The organism is Pseudonocardia sp. ICBG162 (assembly GCF_020496225.1).
GTDB lineage: Bacteria > Actinomycetota > Actinomycetes > Mycobacteriales > Pseudonocardiaceae > Pseudonocardia > Pseudonocardia alni.
In genome coordinates, this window is the sequence record NZ_JAHLJD010000022.1 from 1 (window position 1) to 19,489 (window position 19,489).

Sequence of the window (19,489 nt, forward strand, 5' to 3'; positions counted from 1 at the left end):
CGGCCTCCCCCGCGGCCGCCCGCGACGATTCTCGGAATCCGGCCGCGCGGGTGATCCTTTCGCCGTGACACACACGGGGGTGCGTTTCCGGTCCACCCGGACACGCACCCCCGCGGAGAATTCGACGACGCCGGCCGTCACCCGGTCCGCGGATTCCCGCGGCCGGGTCCGGCCGGCCCGGTCAGAACCAGGCCTTCCGCCCGCCCACCGGCCGTCCGATCGCTCCCAGGATCAACAGGACCACACCGACGATGACCAGCAGGCCACCGAGGTAGTAGAGAATGGAGATGCTGGTGAAATACCCCACCAGCAGCAGGATCAGACCGAGAATGATCATTTCGTGTCCCCTCCCAGGAATGTGAGGGGAAAGTACTCACGTCCGGGGGATTCCGCAGCGCGGGAATCGATTCCGATGCCCGAGTCGTGACCTGCCGTGCGCCGGACGGTGCGCGGGGACCGTCACACACCGCAACGGTTCGACCTGGCTCCACAGGGGGAACACGGCCCTCGCACCCGAGCGCGAGGAGGACGACATGGGCCGCACCGTGGCCGACCAGATGATCGAGCTGCTGCACCAGGCCGGCGTCGAACGGATCTACGGCCTGGTGGGTGACAGCCTCAACCCGATCGCGGACGCGATCCGCCGCGACGGTCGCATCCGGTGGGTGCACGTGCACAACGAGGAGGCCGCCGCGCTCGCGGCCGCCGCGGAGGCCCAGCTCACCGGGCGGCTCGCGGTCTGCGCCGGCAGCTGCGGCCCCGGCAACACCCACCTGATCCAGGGCCTGATGGACGCCCACCGCACCGGTGCGCCGGTGCTGGCGATCGCCTCGCACATCCCCTCGGTCCAGATCGGCACCGGCTACTTCCAGGAGACCCACCCGGAGCGGCTGTTCACCGAGTGCTCGGCGTACTGCGAGCTGATCTCGCGGCCCGAGCAGATGCCCCGGATGCAGCGGATCGCGATGCAGACCGCGCTCGCCGAGTCCGACGTGGCGGTGCTGGTCCTGCCCGGCGACGTCAGCGCGCTCGACGCCCCGAACGACACCGGCACCTCGCACCTGTCCCCGCCCACCGGCGTCGTGGCGCCGTCGGAGGAGCAGGTGGCCGAGCTGGCCCGGCTCGTCGACGCCGCGGACACCGTGACGCTGTTCGTCGGCGCCGGGATCGAGCACGCCCGCGCCCGCGAGCAGGTGCTCGCCCTCGCCGACCGGGTGAAGGCGCCGATCGGCCACTCGCTGCGCGGCAAGGAGTGGATCCAGTACGACAACGCCCACGACGTCGGCATGTCCGGGCTGCTCGGCTACGGCGCCTGCTACGAGGCGACGCACGAGGCCGACCTGCTCGTCCTGATCGGCACCGACTTCCCCTACGACTCGTTCCTGCCGCAGGCGCGGACCGTGCAGATCGACACCGACCCCGCGCGCCTCGGGCGTCGCACGCTGCTGGAGCTGGGCGTGCACGGCGACGCCGCCTCCACCCTGGACGCGCTGCTGCCGCGGATCGCGGAGAAGACCGACCGCTCCTTCCTGGACCGGATGCTGCGCAGGCACGCCGAGGCGCTGGAGAAGGTGGTGGGCGCCTACACCCGCAAGGTCTCCGACCTGCGTCCCGTCCACCCCGAGCACGTCGCGGCGGTCCTCGACGAGGAGATGGCCGACGACGCCATCGCCACCGTCGACACCGGCATGTGCAACGTGTGGGCGGCGCGCTACCTGTCCCCCAACGGCCGGCGCCGGATCATCGGCTCCTACCGGCACGGGACGATGGCCAACGCCCTGCCGCACGCGATCGGCGCCCAGTTCGCGTACCCGGACCGGCAGGTGGTGTCGCTGTCCGGCGACGGCGGGCTGACGATGCTGCTCGGCGAGCTGCTGACCGCGGCCGAGCACGACCTGCCGCTCACCGTCGTCGCGTTCAACAACGGGTCGCTGGGCATGATCCGGCTGGAGATGATGGTGGCGGGCTACCCGTCGTTCCAGACCGACCACGGCCCGGCCGACCTGGCCGGGATCGCCCGTGCCGCCGGGCTGTACGCCGAGGCCGTCGACGACCCGTCCGACGTGCGCGCCGCGCTGCGCCGGGCGCTGGACCACCGCGGCCCGGCCCTGGTCGACGTGCGCACCGACCCGAACGCGCTGTCCATCCCGCCGCACATCACCGCCGCGCAGGTCCGCGGGTTCGCCCTCGCCGCGACCCGCACGGTGCTCGACGGCGGCGTCGGGAAGATGGTCGAGCTGGCGCGCAGCAACCTGCGGTCGATCCCCCGGCCCTGAGCGGGACGGGTCAGCCGGCGCGGGCGGCGAGCCCGGGGGCCGAGACCGCGTGGTCCAGCGCGATCGCGGCGGCACCCCGGAGCACGCCGTCCTCGCCGTGCGCGTCGTCGTGCACCGGCGGCGCGACGGCGCGGCGGAAGGCCATCAGCCCGGCGTCGTAGGCGACGGCGAACGCCTCCGGCGCCGCGGCCCGCAGCGCGGGCCCGAGCCCGGCCAGCACGACGACCTCCGGGTCGTGCGCGTTGACCAGCCCGGCGATCCCGCGGGCCAGCGACGCCGACGCCGAGGTCACCGCCGCCGACGGGCCGGGCTCCCCGGCGGCGGCGCGGTCGAGGACCGCGCGGGTGTAGGTGTAGGGCGCGTCCGGCTGCGGTTCGCCGAGCATCACGGCGAGCGCCCGGCCGTCGACGCCGGTCGTCCAGCAGCCGCGGGCGCCGCAGACGCAGTCCGCACCGGGTTCGCCGAACGGCAGGTGCCCCAGCTCCCCCGCGGCGCCCCGGGCGCCGGTCTGGGCGCGCCCGTCGAGCAGCAGCGCACCGCCGATGCCGACCTCGACGGTCACGAACAGCGCGGTGCGCGCACCGGCGGCGGCGCCGTCGCGGACCTCGGCGACACCGGCGAGGTTCGCGTCGTTGCCGACCAGCACCGGCAGGCCGAGCCCGGCGCCGATTCGGCGCACGTCCAGTGGGCTCCAGCCCTGGCCGCCCCCGACCTCGGCGATGTGCTCGTCGACGACGGTCGCGGCGATCCCGATCCCCACCGCCACCACCGGGCCGGCCGCGGCGGCCACCAGCTCGGCCACCACCCCGTCCAGCTCCGCGGCGACGGCGTCGGGGTCGCGACGGCGGTGCCGCCCCGAGCGCACCGCGACCGGGGTCCCGTCGAGCCCGGCGAACCCGGCCCGCCAGCCCTCGAACCGCACGTCGACGGCGACGACGCCCGGCCCGTCCGGGTTGGGCGTCAGGGTCGTGGTCGGCCGCCCGCGCCCGCCGCAGGGGGCGCGCTCCTCGGTGACCCAGCCGAGGTCGCGCAGCCGGGCCGCGATCTCGGTGGCCGAGCCGCTGGCCAGGCGCAGCCGCCGCGCGAGCTCGACGCGGGTGAGGCCGGGTTCGCGGCGGACCTCGTCCAGGACCTCGGCGGTGGCGCGCCAGCGGTCGGTCTCGGCGCGCCCGGGCGCATCCGTGCCGGAACGTGAACCGGCCGACATCGACGTCATCCGGTTTGACACCTCCGGCCTCCCGAGATTTATCCTCGTGTCGCGATGAAAAAGGCTCTCACCTCGTCCCAGTCTCCCACCACCGGGCCCGCGCTCGCCGCGATGGCCCTCGGCGGTCTGGCCATCGGCACCACCGAGTTCGCCTCGATGGGTCTGCTGCCGGCCTTCGCCGCCGACCTCGGCGCCACCGTGCCGCAGGCCGGCACGGCCATCAGCGCCTACGCGCTCGGCGTCGTCGTCGGCGCGCCGGTGCTCGCCGTGCTCGGCGCGCGGTGGCCCCGCAAGCACCTCGTCCTGGCCCTGGCGGGCGCGCTGGCGGTGACCAACGTGGCGTCGGCGTTCGCCCCGACCTTCGGCACCTTCGTCGCCACCCGGTTCCTGGCCGGCCTGCCGCACGGCGCCTACTTCGGCACCGCCTCGGTGCTCGCCGCCTCCCTGGTCCCCCGCGAGCGGCGGCCACGGGCGATCGCGACGGTGATGAGCGGGCTGATGATCGCCAACATCGTCGGCGTGCCGGGCGCGACCTGGCTCGGGCAGAACGCGGGCTGGCCCGCGGCCTACCTGACCGTCGGCGCCGTCGCGGCGCTCACGATGCTGGCCGTCTGGCGCCTGGTCCCCGACGTCCGCGACGAGCGCCGCGGCTCGGTACTGGGCGAGCTGTCGGCGCTGCGCCGCGGCCAGGTCTGGATCACGATGGCGGTCATCGCGACCGGGTTCGGCGGCTCGTTCGCCGTGTACAGCTACATCACCCCGGTGCTCACCGAGGTGTCCGGCCTGGCCGTCTCCGCGGTGCCGCTCGCACTGGCGGTGTTCGGGGTCGGCATGACCCTGGGCAACCAGGTCGGCGGCCGGCTGGCCGAGGCCGCCCCGGTGCGCACGATCGCGGCCGGGCTCGCCTCGGCCGCGGTCGCGATGGCCGTGTTCGCGGTGACGGCGTCGTCGCCGGTGCTGGCCCTGCTGGCGCTGTTCGCACTGGCGTTCACCACCACCGCGACCACCCCGGCGCTGGCGACCCGGCTGATGGACGCCGGTCGCGAGGGCCCGACCCTGGGCGCGGCGCTGCACCACGCCGCGTTCAACGTGTCCAACGCCCTCGGGGCCGCACTGGGCGCCCTGGTGCTGACCGCCGGATGGGGCTGGACCACGCCCGCCGCGGTCGCGACCGTCCTGCCGCTGCTGGGACTGGCCGCACTGGGGGTGGCGGTCCGGATGGAACGCGCCGAGCGGCGCGAGGAGCTCGCCCTGGCCGCCTGAGGACCGCCTGGCAGGTCACACAAGCGAGAGGTGTCGATCAGATCACCTCCGGGAAGCCTGCCCTCGAGTTGATCGTTGCGTAAGACAACGATCCCGTCGAGAGGAGCCCGGACATGTCCGCCGGTCTGGACCGCGCCACCGCGCCGCGCAACGACACCGCCACGCAGAGCGGGACCGCCCTGCACAGCGACGTCGAGGAGCTCCTCGACGCCCTCGCCGCCGACCGCGGCCGCGAGGCCCTGGTGCACCGCGACCGCAGGATCACCGCGGGCGAGCTCGTGGACTCCGTGCACCGGCTCGCCCACGCCCTCGACGACCGGGTCGAGCCGGGCCGGGTCGTGGCGCTGCTGGCCGGGAACACGCCCGAGGCGATCGTCGCGCGGCTCGCGGTGACGCTGCTCGGGGCCGGCATCGCCCAGCCGCACGAGGGCCTGTCCGCCGCCGCGCAGGCCCGCATCGTCGACGACGTCGAGGCGCCGCTCGTCCTCGTCGACGCCGACGCCGCGGCGGCCGCCGAGCCCGTCCTCGCGCTGGTCTCCGGCGTCGACGTGCTCTGGCTCGGCCCGCACGGCACCGACACCGACGTGACGGCCGAGGCCGCGACGGCGTCCACCGCACCGGTCCTGGGCCGCGCCCGGCCGGACGCCGTCGAGCAGATCCGGCACACCGGCGGCACCACCGGCCACCCGAAGGGCATCACCTACACCTTCGACCACCACCGTCGCGGTGCCGCGATGCGCCGCGGGGCAGGCGGGTTCGGCAGCGGCGACACCGGCGCGCGCCTGCTCGTCGCCACGCCGGTCGCCCACGTCGGCGGGGCGCTCGCCGACCGCACCCTGGCCGACGGCGGCACCGTCGTCCTGCAGGACGACTTCGAGCCCGGCGCCTACCTCGCCGCCGTCGAGCGGGAGCGCATCACCCACGGCTTCCTGCTGCCGCCGCTGATCTACCGCCTGCTCGACCACCCCGACCTGGACCGGACCGACCTGTCGTCGCTGCGGTCGCTGGTCTACGGCGGCGCCCCCGCCAACCCGCGGCGCATCGCCGAGGCGCTGCGCCGGATCGGCCCGGTGTTCACCCAGTTCTACGGCCAGACCGAGGCCGGCGGGATCAGCGTGCTCACCGCCGAGGAGCACCGGAACCCCGACCTGCTCGGCACCGTCGGGCGGCCGATCCCCACCACCACGATCGCGATCACCGACGCCGACGGCCGCCCCGTCGCCCCGGGCGGGCGCGGTGAGCTGTGGGTGCACACCGGCATGGAGATGGACGGCTACTGGAAGCAGCCGGAGCTGACCGCCGCCACCGTCGTCGACGGGTGGGTGCGGACCGGCGACGTCGCCCGCCAGGACGCCGACGGCTACCTGCACCTGCTCGACCGGGTCAAGGACATGATCGTCGTCGTGGGCGGGCACGTGTACACCTCCGAGCTGGAGGACCTGCTCATGGAGCACCCGGCCGTCCGGCACGCCGCGGTCTTCGGGGTGCCCGACGACGACGGCACCGAGACCGTGCACGCCGCCGTCGTCACCGACTCCCCGGCGCCGAGCCCGGACGAGCTGACCGGCCTGGTCGCCGACCGCGCCGGCGCGATGTACGTGCCGGACACCGTGGAGTTCGTCGAGCGGATCCCGCTGACCGGGATCGGCAAGACCGACAAGAAGCGGCTGCGCGCCGAGCTCGCCGGTCAGCCGCGCTGACGGACCGCCTCGTAGAGCACCACGGCCGCGGCGATCGAGGCGTTGAGCGAGTTGACCCGCCCGCGCATCGGGATGACCACCGTGGCGTCGGCCCGGTCGAGCCACGCGTCGGTCACCCCGGTGGCCTCGGTCCCGATGACCAGCGCGGTCGGCCCGGTCAGGTCGGCGCCGGCGAGCCCGGTCGTCCCGGCCGGGGTGGTGACGAGGGTGGCGATGCCGCGCCGGTCGAGCCAGTCGAGGACCTCGGTGGTGGACGCGGACGCGACCGGCACCGCGAACACCGTCCCCTTCGACGCCCGCACCACGTTGGGGTTGGCGAAGTCGGTGCCGCCGCGCTCCGGGGTCGCGATGACCACGGCGTCCACCCCGCACGCCTCGGCGGTGCGCAGCATCGCCCCGACGTTGCCGGGCTTCTCGACGCCCTCGGCGACGAGCACGAGCGGGTCCGGGCCGAGGTCCAGCTCGTCGAGCGGGCGGCCGGGGGCCGGGGCGACGGCGAGCCAGCCGTCCGGGGACTCGCGGTAGGCGATCCGGGCGAACACCTCGCGGGTCACCGAGAACACCCGCGCCGACGGCATCCGGGCCAGCAGCGCGTCCGACCGCACGAGGTCCGGCGCCCAGTACACCTCGGTCGGCTCCACGCCGGCGTCGAGCGCGAGCGCCAGCTCGTCGTGCCCCTCGATCACGGTGACGCCCGCGGCGTCGCGGTGGCGGCGGGTGCGCAGCCGGACCAGGTTCTTGACACGCGGGTTGGCGGTGCTGGTCAGGTCGGGCACCCGACGAGCCTAGGACGGCGGGGCCTCCGGGGACCGGCCGGGACCGGGTGCCCGGTCCGGGTCCCCGGAGCGGACCGCGAGCCACCCGGCGGTGACCGCGGCCGCGACGGCGAGCACCGCCAGCGGGGCGGCGAGCGCCGTCGTCGCGACGAACGCGGTGGCCAGCCACGGCGCGGCGAACCCGGTGTAGGCGGCGGTGTATAACAGCCCGTTCACCGCGCCCCGCCCGGACGCCGGCGCCAGCCGGCCGACGCGGGTGAGCCCGGCGTTGAGGCAGAGCCCGCCACCCGCGCCGAACAGCACCCCGGCCACCGCGACGCCCGCGACGGCGGCCGGTCCGGGTGGCGCGAGCAGCGAGGTGAGCGTCGCGGCGGCGGCCCCGAGGGCGCCCAGCCCGGCCCCGGCGGGCCCGGTGCGGCGGCCGAGGCGGTGCGCGAACGGCTGCACCAGCGTCCCGGTGCCCAGGGTCAGCGCGGCGAGCAGCCCGGTGAACGCGACCGCACCGGAGATCCCGGGCAGCAGCAGCGGCAGCACGGTCACCGCGACCGACGGGAACGCGTACACGCACACCGCGGTCGGCACGACCACCCGCACGAACACCCGCCGCGCGGCCGGGGTCAGGCCCGGCCGGGGCAGCAGGCCGCGGGACGGCGGCCCGGCCGGGCGGGTCCCCGTCCCGACGGTGGCGAGCACCGCGGCGACCGCCACCACCAGCAGGGCCACGTGCACGAGGTAGGGCAGGGCCAGCGGCAGCGGCCCGGAGGTCGCGAGCAGCCCGGAGGTCAGCGGCCCGAGGCAGAAGCCGGCGGTCTGGGCGACCGACGCCGCCCGCGCGGCCCGCGGCGCGCCGTCCGGCCCGGCGAGGTCCTGCAGCCAGGCGCTGCCCACCGAGAACACCGCACCGGACGCCAGCCCCTGCAGGAACCGGGCCGCGAACAGCAGCCACAGTGCCGACGCCCCGCCGAGGAACAGCAGCGACGCCCCCGCGACCCCGGCGGCGACGGGCAGCAGCACCCGCACCCGCCCGAACCGGTCCGACGCCGGCCCGCCCAGCAGCAGCGACGGTGCGAGCCCGAGCGCGTACACCCCGAAGATCGCGGCGAGCGTGCTCGCCGACAGGTCGAGCTCGGCCCGGTAGACCAGCAGCAGCGGGGTCGGGACGTTCGTGCCGAACGCCGTCGCGAACAGCAGCCCGCAGGCCGCGAGCCACGTCCGGTCCCCCCGGCCTCCCTGCCGCACCGCCGCATCCTGCCAGCCGGGGGTTACCTACCGGTAGCCTCCGCAGCGAGGACCGGCGACGAGGACGGAGTGACGCGACATGGGTGAACCGACGGGGATCGCGGTCGAGGTGGCGGACGGGGTCGCGCGACTGCGCCTGGACCGCCCGAAGGCGGCGAACGCGCTGCACGAGCCGATGTGGTTCGGGCTGCGCGACGCGGTGCGCGAGCTGGACGCCGACCCCGCCGTGCGGGTCGTGGTGATCAGCGGCAACGGGCGGCACTTCTGCTCGGGCATCGACGTGTCGATGCTGGGCGGGCTGCGCGAGACCGCGTCGGACGACTCGATGGGGCACGGCGCCGACGCGCTGCGCCGCACCATTCTCGACCTGCAGGACTGCCTCACCGCGATCGAGCGCTGCCGGAAGCCGGTCGTCGCCGCGATCCAGGGCGTCTGCATCGGGGCCGGCCTGGACCTGGCCGTCGCCTGCGACCTGCGCTACGCGACCGCCGACGCGTCGTTCGTGCTGAAGGAGGTCGACATGGGCCTGGCCGCCGACGTCGGCGTGCTGCAGCGGCTGCCGCGGATCGTCGGCGAGGGTGTGGCCCGCGAGATGGCCTACACCTGCCGGCCGGTGTCGGGCACCGAGGCGAAGGAGCTGCGCCTGGTCAACGGCGTGTACCCCGACGCCGACGCCCTCGAGGCGGGCGTCGCCGAGCTGGCCGCGTCGCTGGCCGCGAAGTCGCCGCTGGCGCTGCGCGGCACCAAGCACGCGATCACCTACGCCCGCGACCACTCGGTCGCCGACGGGCTCGACCAGATCGCCACCTGGAACGGCGGCCAGCTGGTCTCGGCCGACCTGACCGAGGCCGTCAGCGCGTTCATGGAGAAGCGCCAGGGCGTCTACCGGGACTGACCCGGCCTACCGTCGCGGGACGACCTCCCCGACGACCGCGTACATCCCGGCGGGCGGCTGCCCGTCCTCGGCCTGCCAGTCGCTGACGTCGACCAGGCCCGGTTCCAGCAGCTCCAGCCGGTGCCCGGGCCGGTCGACGAGCAGCCTGCGCAGCAGGGCGCGGTCCCGGGACCGCGCCGGCTGCGCGGTGTCCCGGGTGAACCGCTCGATGGTGCGCATCCGCTCGGCGGTGTGCGGGTCGTCGACGTCGGTGCTGCCGTGGGACACGACGAGCATGCTGCCGGGCCCGAACGCCGTCACGTAGCGGTCGAACAGGGCGCCGAGCAGGTCGTCGTCGCGGACGAAGTGCAGCACCGACACCGCGAGCACGGCGACCGGCTCGGCCGGGTCGAGCAGGCCCGCCACACCCGGCGCGGCGAGCACGGCCTCGGCGTCGGTGAGGTCGGCGGCGGTGATCGAGGCACCGTCCACACCGGTCAGGATCTGGCGGCTCATCGCGACCGAGACCGGCTCGACGTCGACATAGGCGACGCGCGCCGCCGGGTCGGCGCGGTGGGCGATCTCGTGCACCGGCTCGGCGGTGGGGATGCCGGAGCCGAGGTCGAGGAACTGGCGCAGCCCGCGGTCTAGGCAGGCCCGCACGGCCCGGCCGAGGAAGGCCCGGTTGGCGAGCGCGAGCTCCCGCGTGTCCGGGAGCACGGCGAGCACACGCTCGGCGAACTCGCGGTCGGTGGCGAAGTTGTGGGCGCCGCCGAGCATGTAGTCGTAGACGCGGGCCGGGTTGGGGAGCGACAGGTCGATCTCGTCCACCGGGTCGGGCACGGGCTCCGGGGTGGTCATGGGCGTCACCCTCTCGCCGGTGTCTCCCGGGTCGCAAGTCCCGATAGGACATCGTGCAGCTCCGCCGCCGTGCCGGGGGCCACGCCGGGGTGCCCCGCCAGCGCGAGCAGCCGCGCGACCGCGGGTGCCCAGGCCGGACCGAGCCGGGCGTCGGCGAGCAGCGCGGCATCGCCGAGGATCTCCGCGGCCGGGCCGCGCCGGACCCGCCCGCGCGCGACGACGGCGACGTCGTCGGCCCAGCGGTGGGCGAGGTCGACGTCGTGTGTGGACAGCACGACCGCGGTCCCGGCGCGCTGCAGGTCCGCCAGCACGACGACGAGCTCCTCCACCCCGGCCGGGTCCAGGCCCGCGGTCGGCTCGTCGAGCACCAGCACCCGGGGCCGGACGGCGAGGGCCCCGGCGATAGCGACCCGCTTGCGCTGCCCGAACGACAGCCGGTGCGTCGGCCGGTCGGCGAGGTCGGCGACGCCGACGGCGGACAGCGCCTCGTGCACCCGGGCGTCGACCTCGGCCTCGTCGAGACCGAGGTTCAGCGGGCCGAACGACACGTCCTGCGCGACGTCGGCGGAGAACAGCTGGTCGTCGGGGTCCTGCAGGACGAGCTGGGCGGACTCGCGCAGCCGCACCAGCCCGCGGCGGGTGCGGCGGACCGGCTCGCCGTCGAGCAGGACCTGCCCGGCCGACGGGGCGAGCAGCCCGAGCAGCAGCCGGAACAGGGTGGTCTTGCCGCCGCCGTTGGGGCCGAGCACCGCGAGCCTGCGCCCCGGGTCGACGACGAGGTCCGCCCCGTCGAGCACGACCGGCCCGTCCGGGTAGGCGAAGACCAGCCCGCGGGCCTCCAGGACCGCGGTCACGGGACGACCACCAGGGCCAGGACCGGCACGGCGACGAGCAGCACCGCGCTCGCCGCGACGAAGGCGGGCGAGACGGTGCGGGCGGGTACCCGGACGCGCAGCGAGCCGTCGTAGCCGCGGGAGGCGAGGCCGGCCTCGAGGCGGCGGGCACGGTCGAAGGCGCGGACGAACACGGCCCCACCCTGCCCGGCCAGCGACCGGAAGGTGGTCCGCCGCGTCCGGAACCCCATCCGGAGGGACTGGGCCTCCCGGACCGCGGTCAGCGAGTCCAGCAGCAGGAACAGCATCCGGTACACGAGCAGGGTGATCTCCAGGACGGCCGGCGGCACCCACCGCAGCCGGGGCAGGGTGTCGGCGAGCGGCGTCGTCGCGGCGAAGAGGATCAGGCAGGACACCGCCGCCAGCGAGCGTCCGACGAGCGCGGCCGCCCGGGCCGGCCCGCCCGACGCGAGCGCGAGCCAGGGGTCCCCGCCCACGGTCACCAGCAGGGGCAGCGCCCCCACGATCACGAACCCGAGGGGCAGCGCGAGCAGCCGCAGCGCGGTCCGCCACGGCACCCGGGCCCCGGCCAGCAGCAGCGCCAGCGCCGCGGCACCGGTCAGCACGGCCCCCGGCCACGGCGGGAGCGCGACGGCGAGCAGCAGCAGCCCCAGGGCGAGGAACGCCTTCTCCCCCGGGTGCCGGGACCGCCAGCGGTTGGCGTGGGCGGTCTCGTCGATCAGCAGCATCAGGTCTGCCGGGCGGCCTTCTCCCGGCTGCGGGTGCGGGCGACGCCGATGCAGTAGCCGAGCACGCCCGCGCCGGCCGCGGCCTGCATCGCGAAGATGCCGGACTCGATCTCGCCCGACGGCGGCTCCCACACCGGGCTGAACCACGGCTCGTAGCCGGTGGCCTCGATGGCCTCGCCCGCCTGGCCGTCGGACCCGGCGTACTCGCCGGGCACGAACAGCACCGGCACCGCGAACAACGCGACGACGGCGACGACCAGCAGGATGTTCACGACGGTCGAGCGGCTCACGCCGACGCCTCCTTCTCGGTGGTGGCGGTGGGACCGGTCGCGGCGGTGGTCGCCGGGCGCAGCACGCCGAGGCGGCGCAGCTCGTCCGGGGTGATGCGCACGAGCAGCCGCACGACGAGCACCGTCAGCAGCCCCTCGGCCACGGCCAGCGGGATCTGCGTGATCGAGAAGATCGAGGCGAAGGTGACGAACGCTCCGCCGAACCCGGAGGTGGGGTCGGGGAACGCAAGCGCGAGCTGCGCGCTGGTGATCGTGTAGGTGCCGAGGTCACCGAGGAAGGCCGCGGCGAACACCGCGGGTCCCAGCGAGCCCCCGAGCCTGCGGACCACGACGTAGGCGCCGTAGGCGATCCACGGCCCGGCGATCGCCATCGAGAAGGCGTTGGCGCCGAGCGTGGTGAGCCCGCCGTGGGCGAGCAGGACGGCCTGGAAGAACAGCACCACCGTCCCGAGCAGGGCCATCACCGGTGGTCGGAACAGCACCGCGCCCAGCCCGGTCCCGGTCGGGTGCGACGACGACCCGGTCACCGACGGGATCTTCAGCGCCGAGAGGACGAAGGTGAACGCGCCCGCCGCGGCGAGCAGCAGCTTGGTGTCCGGGTCCTCCCGCACGCGGCGCACCACGGCGCGGGCGCCGTGCACGACGAACGGCGCGGCGACGACGGTCCAGGCCGCCGCGTGCAGCGGCGGCAGATAGCCCTCGGCGATGTGCACGGGCGAACGCTACGGCCACGTCATTCGATCGTGCAAGCCTGAACATCCGGTCAGGTGTGCAGGCCCTGACACACGGCGACGCCCGGACCCGGCCGGGCCCGGGCGTCACCGGTGGCTGCGGTGTGCCGTCAGAGGCGCAGGCCGTTGGTGTGGTGCACCTCGGCGGGGCGCTCGGCGGTGGCCTTGTGCTCGGCCGCGGCGGCGAGCCGGCCCGCCTCCTGCTCGGCCTCGCGACGACGGTTCTCCCGCTCGGCGGGCGTGGTCTCGGGCGTACCGACCCCGCTGCCCGGCCGGCCGGCGACGACCTGCTCCTTCGCCAGCCTGCGGGCCTTCTTCTCCGCCTTCGCGGCGGCGTCGCGCTTGGCGACCTTCTCCAGCCGCGCTGCCTTGGCCTTCTTGGCGGCCTTCTTCTCCGCGGCCGCGGCCTTCTCCTGCTCCGCACGCTCGGCCTTCGCCTGCTTGCGGGCCTTCTTCTCGGCCTTCTCGGCGGCGCGGACGGCCTTCTCGGCGTCCTTCTCCTCCGCGCGGCGGGCCTTCTTCGTGTCGGCCTTCGCGGCCTCGACGGCCTTCCGGCCGCCCTTCTTGTCCTTCTTGCCCTTCTTCGCGTCGGCCTTCTTCCCGGCCTTCGCGTCCTTCGCCGACGGGCCCGGCGTCCCGGCCTCCTGGGCCGAGCCGGCGGCACCGGCCGCGATCAGCGCGGCCTGCTGCGCCTTCGCGGCGGCCCGCTCCGCCTTGGCGGCCGCCACCTCGGCGCGCCCGGCGGCCGCGGCCGACGACCGCTCCGCCTCCTTGCGGTCACGCTTGGTGGCGAACATCTTCTCCTGCACGGCCATACCCGGGTCCTCTCCTGTCGTCGCGACCGACGGCACGCCGCGGTACCGGTCGGTGGGAGCACCGACCGGCCGCGCACGTGCGGGTGACGGGTCGCGGGACGACGGTCTCGCTGAATGTCTCGGTGTGCGCGACACCGTGGCCCGGTGGACGGACGACGGCGTGCGCGGAACACGACAGGGTGCCCCGGGAGGCCGGTGGGGAAACGCGCAGGTGACGGCGAGGTGATCAGGACCGGCCCGGTTGCCCCGGTCGGACCACCACAGCCACCCGGTCGTCGTAGCGGGCGGGCGTCAGCCGGCCTCGGGGACCCCGTCGTGGTGGGTCTGCTCGTCGGCGAGGTGGCCGCGCAGGGTCACCAGGGTCCGGGCGAGCAGCCGCGACACGTGCATCTGCGACAGCCCGACCTGGGCGGCGATCTGGGTCTGGGTCTGGTTGCCGAAGAACCGCAGCATGAGGATGGTCCGCTCCCGCTCGGGGAGCTTGCGCAGGGCGGGTCGCAGCGACTCGCGGGCCTCGACCGCGTCCATCCCGGCGTCGATGCCCCCGACGATCTCGCCGAGCGGGTTGTCGGTGTCGCCGACGAGCTGGTCGAGCGAGTCCGACCGGTAGGAGTCCTGGGCCTGCAGGCCCTCGATGACCTCCTCGCGGCTGATGCCGAGGTGCTCGGCGAGCTCGGAGACCTTGGGGGCGCGGCCGTGCCGCGAGGCCAGCTCCTCCTGGGCGCGGGTCATGCGGCTCTGGATGTCCTTGAGCCGCCGCGGCACGCGCATCGACCAGGTGCGGTCGCGGAAGTACCGGCGGATCTCCCCGGTGATCGTGGGGACGGCGTAGGCCAGGAACGGGGTGCCCTGGCCCGGGTCGAACCGGTCCAGCGCGTTGATCAGCCCGATCGTGCCGACCTGCTCCAGGTCCTCGACGGGCTCGCCGCGGTGCCGGTAGCGCCCGGCGATGTGCCGGACCACCGGGTGGAAGCCCCTCGCCAGCTCGGAGCGCAGCCGCTCCCGCTCCGGGTCGTCGGGGTCGGCGGCGGCGAAGGCGTGCAGGGGCGCGAGGAGGTGGGCGTACTCGTCGGGGCGGGTGTCCGCGGCCTCGTGGGCGGGCCCGGTCGTGCCGTCGGCGGTGTCGCCGCTCGTGCCGTCCACCGGGTCCCCCACCGTGTCGTCGGCGCGCGACGCCTCGGCTCCCTCGGCGTACGTGCTGCTCGGCTCAGCCATGCCGTCTCCGCGGCCGGCGATGATCGACTGTCATCACCGACCGACGGTAGGCCGGGTGTCGCGGGCCCGCACGTCGAATTTCACGTGACCTGGTCGACTTTCGATCGACGGTCACTCCGATGAGTTGCACGGCGACCTGGTGGGTACTGCTCTCCCATGTCCCCGACTCTGCGTGTCGAGCTGCCCGTCGAACCCGGGTCGGCAGGCCGCTCCCGCCGGGAGACCGGGAGGTGGCTCGCGTCGCTGTGCGGGACCGACGAACAGTGCCCGACCGTGCAGGATCTCGTCCTCGCGGTGAACGAGGCCGTCTCCAACAGCATCGAGCACGCCTACGGGGCCGCGGGCTCGGACGGGGCCCCGACGGTCCTGCTGCGCGGTGAGGCCGAGGGGTACCGGGTGCGGATGGAGGTCAGCGACCGCGGGCGCTGGCGCGACCCGCCCACCGACCCCGGCCACCGCGGACGGGGCATCGGGATGATCGAGGCGGTCGCGGAGGACGTACGGGTGGAGCCGGGTCCCGACGGGACCACCGTCTCGTTCCAGGGCCGGATCGGCCGCTGTCCGGGGCTCTGCATCCCCGCGTCCTGACCGGTCCGGGGACCCCCGCGACGACAGGGTCGCCGCACCCCACGCCCGAGGGCGGGTGACGGCGACCGGTTCTCATCGGGCCCGATCCGGCTGCGGACCAGGCGTGGTGGTGCGAGTGGTCAGTCCCGCATGGAGGTGGACGGGTCGTCGGACCGGTGTCCGCGGTGCCCGGCACGGGCGACCGGGGTGTAGCGCCCGTCGTGGCGGGCCTGCTCGCTCTCGGGGTGGGGCCAGGTCGTGTTCGCGTGCTGCGTGCTGCTCTCACTCATGGACACAGAGTGCCCACCGGACGTTCCGGGCAAGCGGAGCGCAGGAGTCGGCTCGGTAACACCTGCGCCCCGCCCGGGTGAAGTCGCCCGCCGGTCAGCCCGACTTCGCGAGGCTCTTGATCGAGGACAGGATGTCCTGCACGCGCTCCTTGGCGTCGCCGAACAGCATCTGGGTGTTGTCCCGGAAGAACAGCGGGTTCTGCACGCCCGCGTAGCCGGTGGCCATCGACCGCTTGAACACGATCACGTCCTTGGCGTCCCACACCCGCAGCACCGGCATCCCGGCGATCGGCGAGCCCGGGTCCTCCGACGCGGCCGGGTTGACCGTGTCGTTGGCGCCGATGACCAGCACGACGTCGGTCTCGGCGAGGTCGTCGTTGATCTCGTCCATCTCCAGGACGATGTCGTAGGGCACCTGGGCCTCGGCGAGCAGCACGTTCATGTGCCCGGGGAGCCGCCCCGCGACCGGGTGGACACCGAAGCGCACGTTCACGCCGGCGTCGCGCAGTGAGCGGGTCAGCTCCGCCACCGGGTACTGGGCCTGGGCGACCGCCATGCCGTAGCCGGGGGTGATGACGACGCTCTCGGCGTTCGCGAGCAGCTCGGCGACGCCGTCGGCGTCGACCTCGCGGTGCTCGCCCTCCACCGCGGCGGCCGCCGAGGAGGTGGCCCCGAAGCCACCGGCGATGACCGAGACGAACGACCGGTTCATCGCCTTGCACATGATGTAGGACAGGTAGGCACCGGAGGACCCGACGAGCGCGCCGGTGATGATCAGCAGGTCGTTGCCGAGCAGGAAGCCCGCCGCCGCGGCGGCCCAGCCGGAGTACGAGTTCAGCATCGACACCACGACCGGCATGTCACCGCCGCCGATCGAGGCGACCAGGTGCAGGCCGAGCAGCAGCGCCAGCACCGTGAGCACGGCCAGGATCCACACCTGCGGCGAGACGACGAAGAACACCGTCAGCACCGCGAACGCCACGAGCGCGCCGAGGTTGAGGACGTTCTTGCCGGGCAGCATCAGCGGCGCCGACTTGATCTTCGCCGACAGCTTCAGGTAGGCGATCACCGAGCCGGTGAAGGTCACCGCACCGATGAAGACGCCGACGGCGACCTCGGCGTGGTGGATGCCCAGCAGCGAGCCCTCGAGCTGCAGGTGACCGGACTCGACCTCCAGGAAGCCGTTCCAGCCCACCAGCACCGCGGCGAGGCCGACGAAGCTGTGCATGAGCGCGATGAGCTCGGGCATCCCCGTCATCTCGACGACGCGGGCCCGCCAGAGCCCGATCGCCCCGCCGACGACGACGGCGACCAGCAGCAGGGCGACGCCCAGCCCGGACGCCTGGCCGAGCGCGACGACGGCCGTGGCGACCAGCGCGATCGTCATGCCGGCGATGCCGAACAGCACCCCGGAGCGCGAGGTCTCGTGCCTCGACAGCCCGGCGAGGCTGATCACGAACAGGATCGCGGCGATCAGGTACGCCGCAGTGGTCCACGTCTGCACGGCTCAGCTCCTCGTGAACATCTGCAGCATGCGGCGGGTCACCGCGAAGCCACCGACGATGTTGATGGCGGCGAGCAGCACCGCGACCGCGGCGAGCCCGATGACCAGGGCGTCGCCGCCGGTGCCGATCTGCAGGATCGCGCCGACGACGATGATCCCGGAGATCGCGTTCGTGACCGACATCAGCGGCGTGTGCAGCGCGTGGTGCACGTTGCCGATGACGTAGAAGCCGATGACGATCGCCAGCACGAACACCGTGAGGTGCCCGGCGAGCTCGGCCGGGGCCAGCGCCGTGACCGCGAACAGCGCCAGCGCGCCGACGATCCCGGCGGCGAGCCCCGCGTACGGGGACCGCGGCTTCTCCGGCTCCTTCTCCTTCGGCTCCTCGGCCGGCTGGGTCGCGGGCGCCGCGCTCACCTTCACCTCGGGCGGCGGCCAGAGCGTCTCCCCCGCGTGCGCGGTGGTGATGCCGCGGACGACGGTGTCGTCGAGGTCGAGCGCGAGCCGCCCGTCCTTCTCCGGGGTCATGAGCTTGAGCAGGTTGAGCACGTTCGTGCCGTAGAGCTGCGACGCCTGCGCGGGCAGCCGGGCGGCCAGGTCGGTGTAGCCGACGACCGTCACACCGTGGTCGGTGACGACGACCTCGCCGGCCACCGAGCCCTCGACGTTGCCGCCCTGCGAGGCCGCCATGTCGACGACCACGCTGCCCGGGCGCATCGACGCGACGTCCGCGGCGGTGATCAGCTTCGGCGCGGGGCGCCCCGGGATCAGCGCGGTGGTGATGATGATGTCGCAGTCCGCGGCCTGCTCGGAGTAGATCTCGGCCGCGCGCTTGTCGTAGTCCGCCGAGGTGGCCTTGGCGTAGCCGTCGGTGGAGGCCTCCTGCTCCACCTCGACCGCCAGGTACTCGCCGCCGAGCGACCGCACCTGGTCGGCGACCTCGGAGCGCGGGTCGGTGGCCCGCACGACCGCGCCCAGGCTGTTCGCCGCGGCGATGGCGGCGAGCCCGGCGACGCCCGCCCCGGCCACGAGCACCTTCGCCGGCGGGACCTTGCCCGCCGCGGTGACCTGACCGGTGAAGAACCGGCCGAACACGTGGGCCGCCTCGATCACCGCCCGGTAGCCCGCGATGTTGGCCATCGACGACAGCACGTCCATCGACTGGGCCCGCGAGATCCGCGGCACCGCGTCCATCGACAGGGCGGTGACGCCCTGGGCGGTGAGCGCCTCGGTCCGCTCGGCCTCGAAGCGCGGCGCGAGCATGGCGATCAGTACCGAGCCCTCGCGCAGCTTGCCGATCTCCTCGGGCGCCGGCGGGTTGATCATCACGATGATGTCGCTGTCCCACACGGGACCGTCGACGACGTCGGCACCGGCCTCGGCGTAGGCCTCGTCGGTGAAGCCGGCGTGGGCACCGGCCCCGGACTCGACGGTGGCGGCGTAGCCGAGACCGACGACCTTCGCGACGGTCTCGGGGCTCATCGCCACGCGGGTCTCGGGCTCCGCCTCCGCGGCCACGCCGATCCGCATCGCCGGTCCCGACGGCTCAGGGCTGTCGCTCATGCACTCTCCTCGATCTCGCGCGCGCGTCGTCGCTCGCGCCGGTCGCGGGCCTTTCGGAAGGTAATGCCGGAACCGGGCGCGTGCAGTCACGACTGCGTCACAGGCCAGGATCCCACCCCTTCGTACGGGCAGGCGGTGCCGGGCGGGAGCGTATCGCGAAGATCGTGCGTGCGGACCCGTCGTCGGGAGGGGCCGACCGTCCCGGGCCGGGACCGGTCATCCCCCGGGATGCACGATCCGGTCGACGACGATGGTCAGGAGCAGCCGCGTCCCGGCCCCACCGCCGAAGCCCGGGTACGGCCGGCCCAGGTACTTCTGCGACAGCTGGTCGATGTGCTCGGCCGCACCGTCGGTGGTGGCCGCGACGCACCGCCCCCGCACGCTGATGTAGCGCATGGGCTGGTCCGGATCGGCGACGGCGACCGAGACCCGGGGGTCGCGGGCGAGGTTGCGGGCCTTCTGGTGGGTCTCCACGGTGTTGATCAGGATGTGCTCGCCGTCGGTGTCGCACCAGGTCTGGGTCAGCTGGGCGAACCGTCGGGCATGGTCGTGGCGACCCAGCACGGGGACGCCCTCCGGAGGAGGTCGACCAGGTCGTCGGGCAACGGCGGGGGTGCGCTCATGGGGCAGCCTTCCGGGGATCCGGTGGACGTCGGCGGGGCCGTCGGCGCGGACGTCACGGTAGTGGCCCCGGGCGGCCGCCGCCCGGATCCGGTTCTCCCCGCCGTCGACGTGG

Annotated in this window: 20 protein-coding genes; 5 read left to right on the forward strand and 15 right to left on the reverse strand. The window is 74.6% G+C overall.

Annotated elements, in window-relative coordinates; all coding sequences use genetic code 11:
* Nucleotides 1–181: 181 nt before the first annotated feature.
* A complete protein-coding gene (locus tag KPL60_RS22160) occupies nt 182–337 on the reverse strand; it encodes a hypothetical protein (RefSeq protein ID WP_178374212.1) in 156 nt (51 codons plus the stop codon).
* A gap of 196 nt (nt 338–533) precedes the next feature.
* Here KPL60_RS22160 and KPL60_RS22165 point away from each other — a divergent pair, with 196 nt between their 5' ends.
* Nucleotides 534–2,276, forward strand: a complete 1,743-nt coding sequence (locus KPL60_RS22165) for a pyruvate dehydrogenase (RefSeq protein ID WP_226367087.1) — start codon at nt 534–536, stop codon at nt 2,274–2,276.
* Between the two features lie 10 nt (nt 2,277–2,286).
* On the opposite strand, the gene KPL60_RS22170 is transcribed toward KPL60_RS22165, so the two are convergent.
* A complete protein-coding gene (locus KPL60_RS22170; protein WP_226366893.1) occupies nt 2,287–3,492 on the reverse strand; it encodes an ROK family transcriptional regulator in 1,206 nt (401 codons plus the stop codon).
* Nucleotides 3,493–3,537: 45 nt separating this feature from the next.
* On the opposite strand from KPL60_RS22170, the gene KPL60_RS22175 reads away from it, so the two are divergent.
* Together KPL60_RS22175 and KPL60_RS22180 are read left to right on the forward strand one after the other, a co-directional pair.
* Nucleotides 3,538–4,746 (forward strand): MFS transporter, encoded by a 1,209-nt coding sequence (locus tag KPL60_RS22175; RefSeq protein ID WP_226366894.1) that lies wholly within the window; start codon nt 3,538–3,540, stop codon nt 4,744–4,746.
* Nucleotides 4,747–4,859: 113 nt separating this feature from the next.
* The gene (locus KPL60_RS22180; protein WP_226366895.1) at nt 4,860–6,446 is read left to right on the forward strand and encodes an AMP-binding protein; all 1,587 of its coding nucleotides are present in this window, start codon (nt 4,860–4,862) and stop codon (nt 6,444–6,446) included.
* Here the strand turns inward: KPL60_RS22180 and KPL60_RS22185 are convergent.
* Both KPL60_RS22185 and KPL60_RS22190 read right to left on the reverse strand, forming a co-directional pair.
* The gene (locus tag KPL60_RS22185) at nt 6,434–7,222 is read right to left on the reverse strand and encodes an RNA methyltransferase (protein WP_226366896.1); all 789 of its coding nucleotides are present in this window, start codon (nt 7,220–7,222) and stop codon (nt 6,434–6,436) included. The genes KPL60_RS22180 and KPL60_RS22185 overlap by 13 nt on opposite strands.
* 9 nt (nt 7,223–7,231) lie before the next feature.
* Complete coding sequence (locus tag KPL60_RS22190; protein WP_226366897.1) at nt 7,232–8,461, reverse strand: MFS transporter; 1,230 nt, start codon at nt 8,459–8,461, stop codon at nt 7,232–7,234.
* Nucleotides 8,462–8,540: 79 nt separating this feature from the next.
* On the opposite strand from KPL60_RS22190, the gene KPL60_RS22195 reads away from it, so the two are divergent.
* A complete protein-coding gene (locus KPL60_RS22195; RefSeq protein WP_226355435.1) occupies nt 8,541–9,356 on the forward strand; it encodes a crotonase/enoyl-CoA hydratase family protein in 816 nt (271 codons plus the stop codon).
* A 6-nt stretch (nt 9,357–9,362) separates the two neighbouring features.
* Here KPL60_RS22195 and KPL60_RS22200 read toward each other — a convergent pair whose 3' ends face one another.
* The 7 genes from KPL60_RS22200 to KPL60_RS22230 form a co-directional block, all read right to left on the reverse strand.
* Nucleotides 9,363–10,196: an SAM-dependent methyltransferase gene (locus KPL60_RS22200; RefSeq protein WP_226366898.1), complete on the reverse strand. Its 834-nt coding sequence runs from the start codon at nt 10,194–10,196 to the stop codon at nt 9,363–9,365.
* A 5-nt stretch (nt 10,197–10,201) separates the two neighbouring features.
* Entirely contained in the window at nt 10,202–11,050 is an 849-nt protein-coding gene (locus KPL60_RS22205; protein WP_226355433.1) for an energy-coupling factor ABC transporter ATP-binding protein, read from the reverse strand.
* Nucleotides 11,047–11,778, reverse strand: a complete 732-nt coding sequence (gene cbiQ, locus KPL60_RS22210; protein ID WP_226355432.1) for a cobalt ECF transporter T component CbiQ — start codon at nt 11,776–11,778, stop codon at nt 11,047–11,049. Before cbiQ ends, KPL60_RS22205 begins: the two co-directional genes overlap by 4 nt.
* Nucleotides 11,778–12,068: an energy-coupling factor ABC transporter substrate-binding protein gene (locus KPL60_RS22215; protein ID WP_226355431.1), complete on the reverse strand. Its 291-nt coding sequence runs from the start codon at nt 12,066–12,068 to the stop codon at nt 11,778–11,780. The genes cbiQ and KPL60_RS22215 overlap by 1 nt, the downstream gene beginning before the upstream one ends.
* Complete coding sequence (locus tag KPL60_RS22220) at nt 12,065–12,781, reverse strand: energy-coupling factor ABC transporter permease (protein ID WP_226355430.1); 717 nt, start codon at nt 12,779–12,781, stop codon at nt 12,065–12,067. Before KPL60_RS22220 ends, KPL60_RS22215 begins: the two co-directional genes overlap by 4 nt.
* Nucleotides 12,782–12,909: 128 nt before the next feature.
* A complete protein-coding gene (locus KPL60_RS22225; protein ID WP_226367088.1) occupies nt 12,910–13,614 on the reverse strand; it encodes a hypothetical protein in 705 nt (234 codons plus the stop codon).
* Between the two features lie 291 nt (nt 13,615–13,905).
* Nucleotides 13,906–14,829, reverse strand: a complete 924-nt coding sequence (locus KPL60_RS22230) for an RNA polymerase sigma factor SigF (RefSeq protein WP_226367089.1) — start codon at nt 14,827–14,829, stop codon at nt 13,906–13,908.
* A 156-nt stretch (nt 14,830–14,985) separates the two neighbouring features.
* Here KPL60_RS22230 and KPL60_RS22235 point away from each other — a divergent pair, with 156 nt between their 5' ends.
* The gene (locus KPL60_RS22235) at nt 14,986–15,417 is read left to right on the forward strand and encodes an ATP-binding protein (protein WP_226367090.1); all 432 of its coding nucleotides are present in this window, start codon (nt 14,986–14,988) and stop codon (nt 15,415–15,417) included.
* 119 nt (nt 15,418–15,536) lie between these two features.
* Here the strand turns inward: KPL60_RS22235 and KPL60_RS22240 are convergent, their stop codons facing one another.
* The 4 genes from KPL60_RS22240 to KPL60_RS22255 all read right to left on the reverse strand — a co-directional run.
* Nucleotides 15,537–15,686, reverse strand: coding sequence for a hypothetical protein (locus KPL60_RS22240; RefSeq protein WP_157818481.1), 150 nt, complete (start codon nt 15,684–15,686; stop codon nt 15,537–15,539).
* 94 nt (nt 15,687–15,780) lie between these two features.
* Nucleotides 15,781–17,190, reverse strand: a complete 1,410-nt coding sequence (pntB, locus tag KPL60_RS22245) for a Re/Si-specific NAD(P)(+) transhydrogenase subunit beta (protein WP_226355426.1) — start codon at nt 17,188–17,190, stop codon at nt 15,781–15,783.
* Between the two features lie 3 nt (nt 17,191–17,193).
* A complete protein-coding gene (locus KPL60_RS22250; RefSeq protein WP_255656389.1) occupies nt 17,194–18,753 on the reverse strand; it encodes a Re/Si-specific NAD(P)(+) transhydrogenase subunit alpha in 1,560 nt (519 codons plus the stop codon).
* Nucleotides 18,754–18,969: 216 nt separating this feature from the next.
* Nucleotides 18,970–19,489, reverse strand: a 520-nt coding sequence (locus KPL60_RS22255) for a pyridoxamine 5'-phosphate oxidase family protein (protein ID WP_226367091.1), incomplete at its 5' end; no start/stop codon positions are given.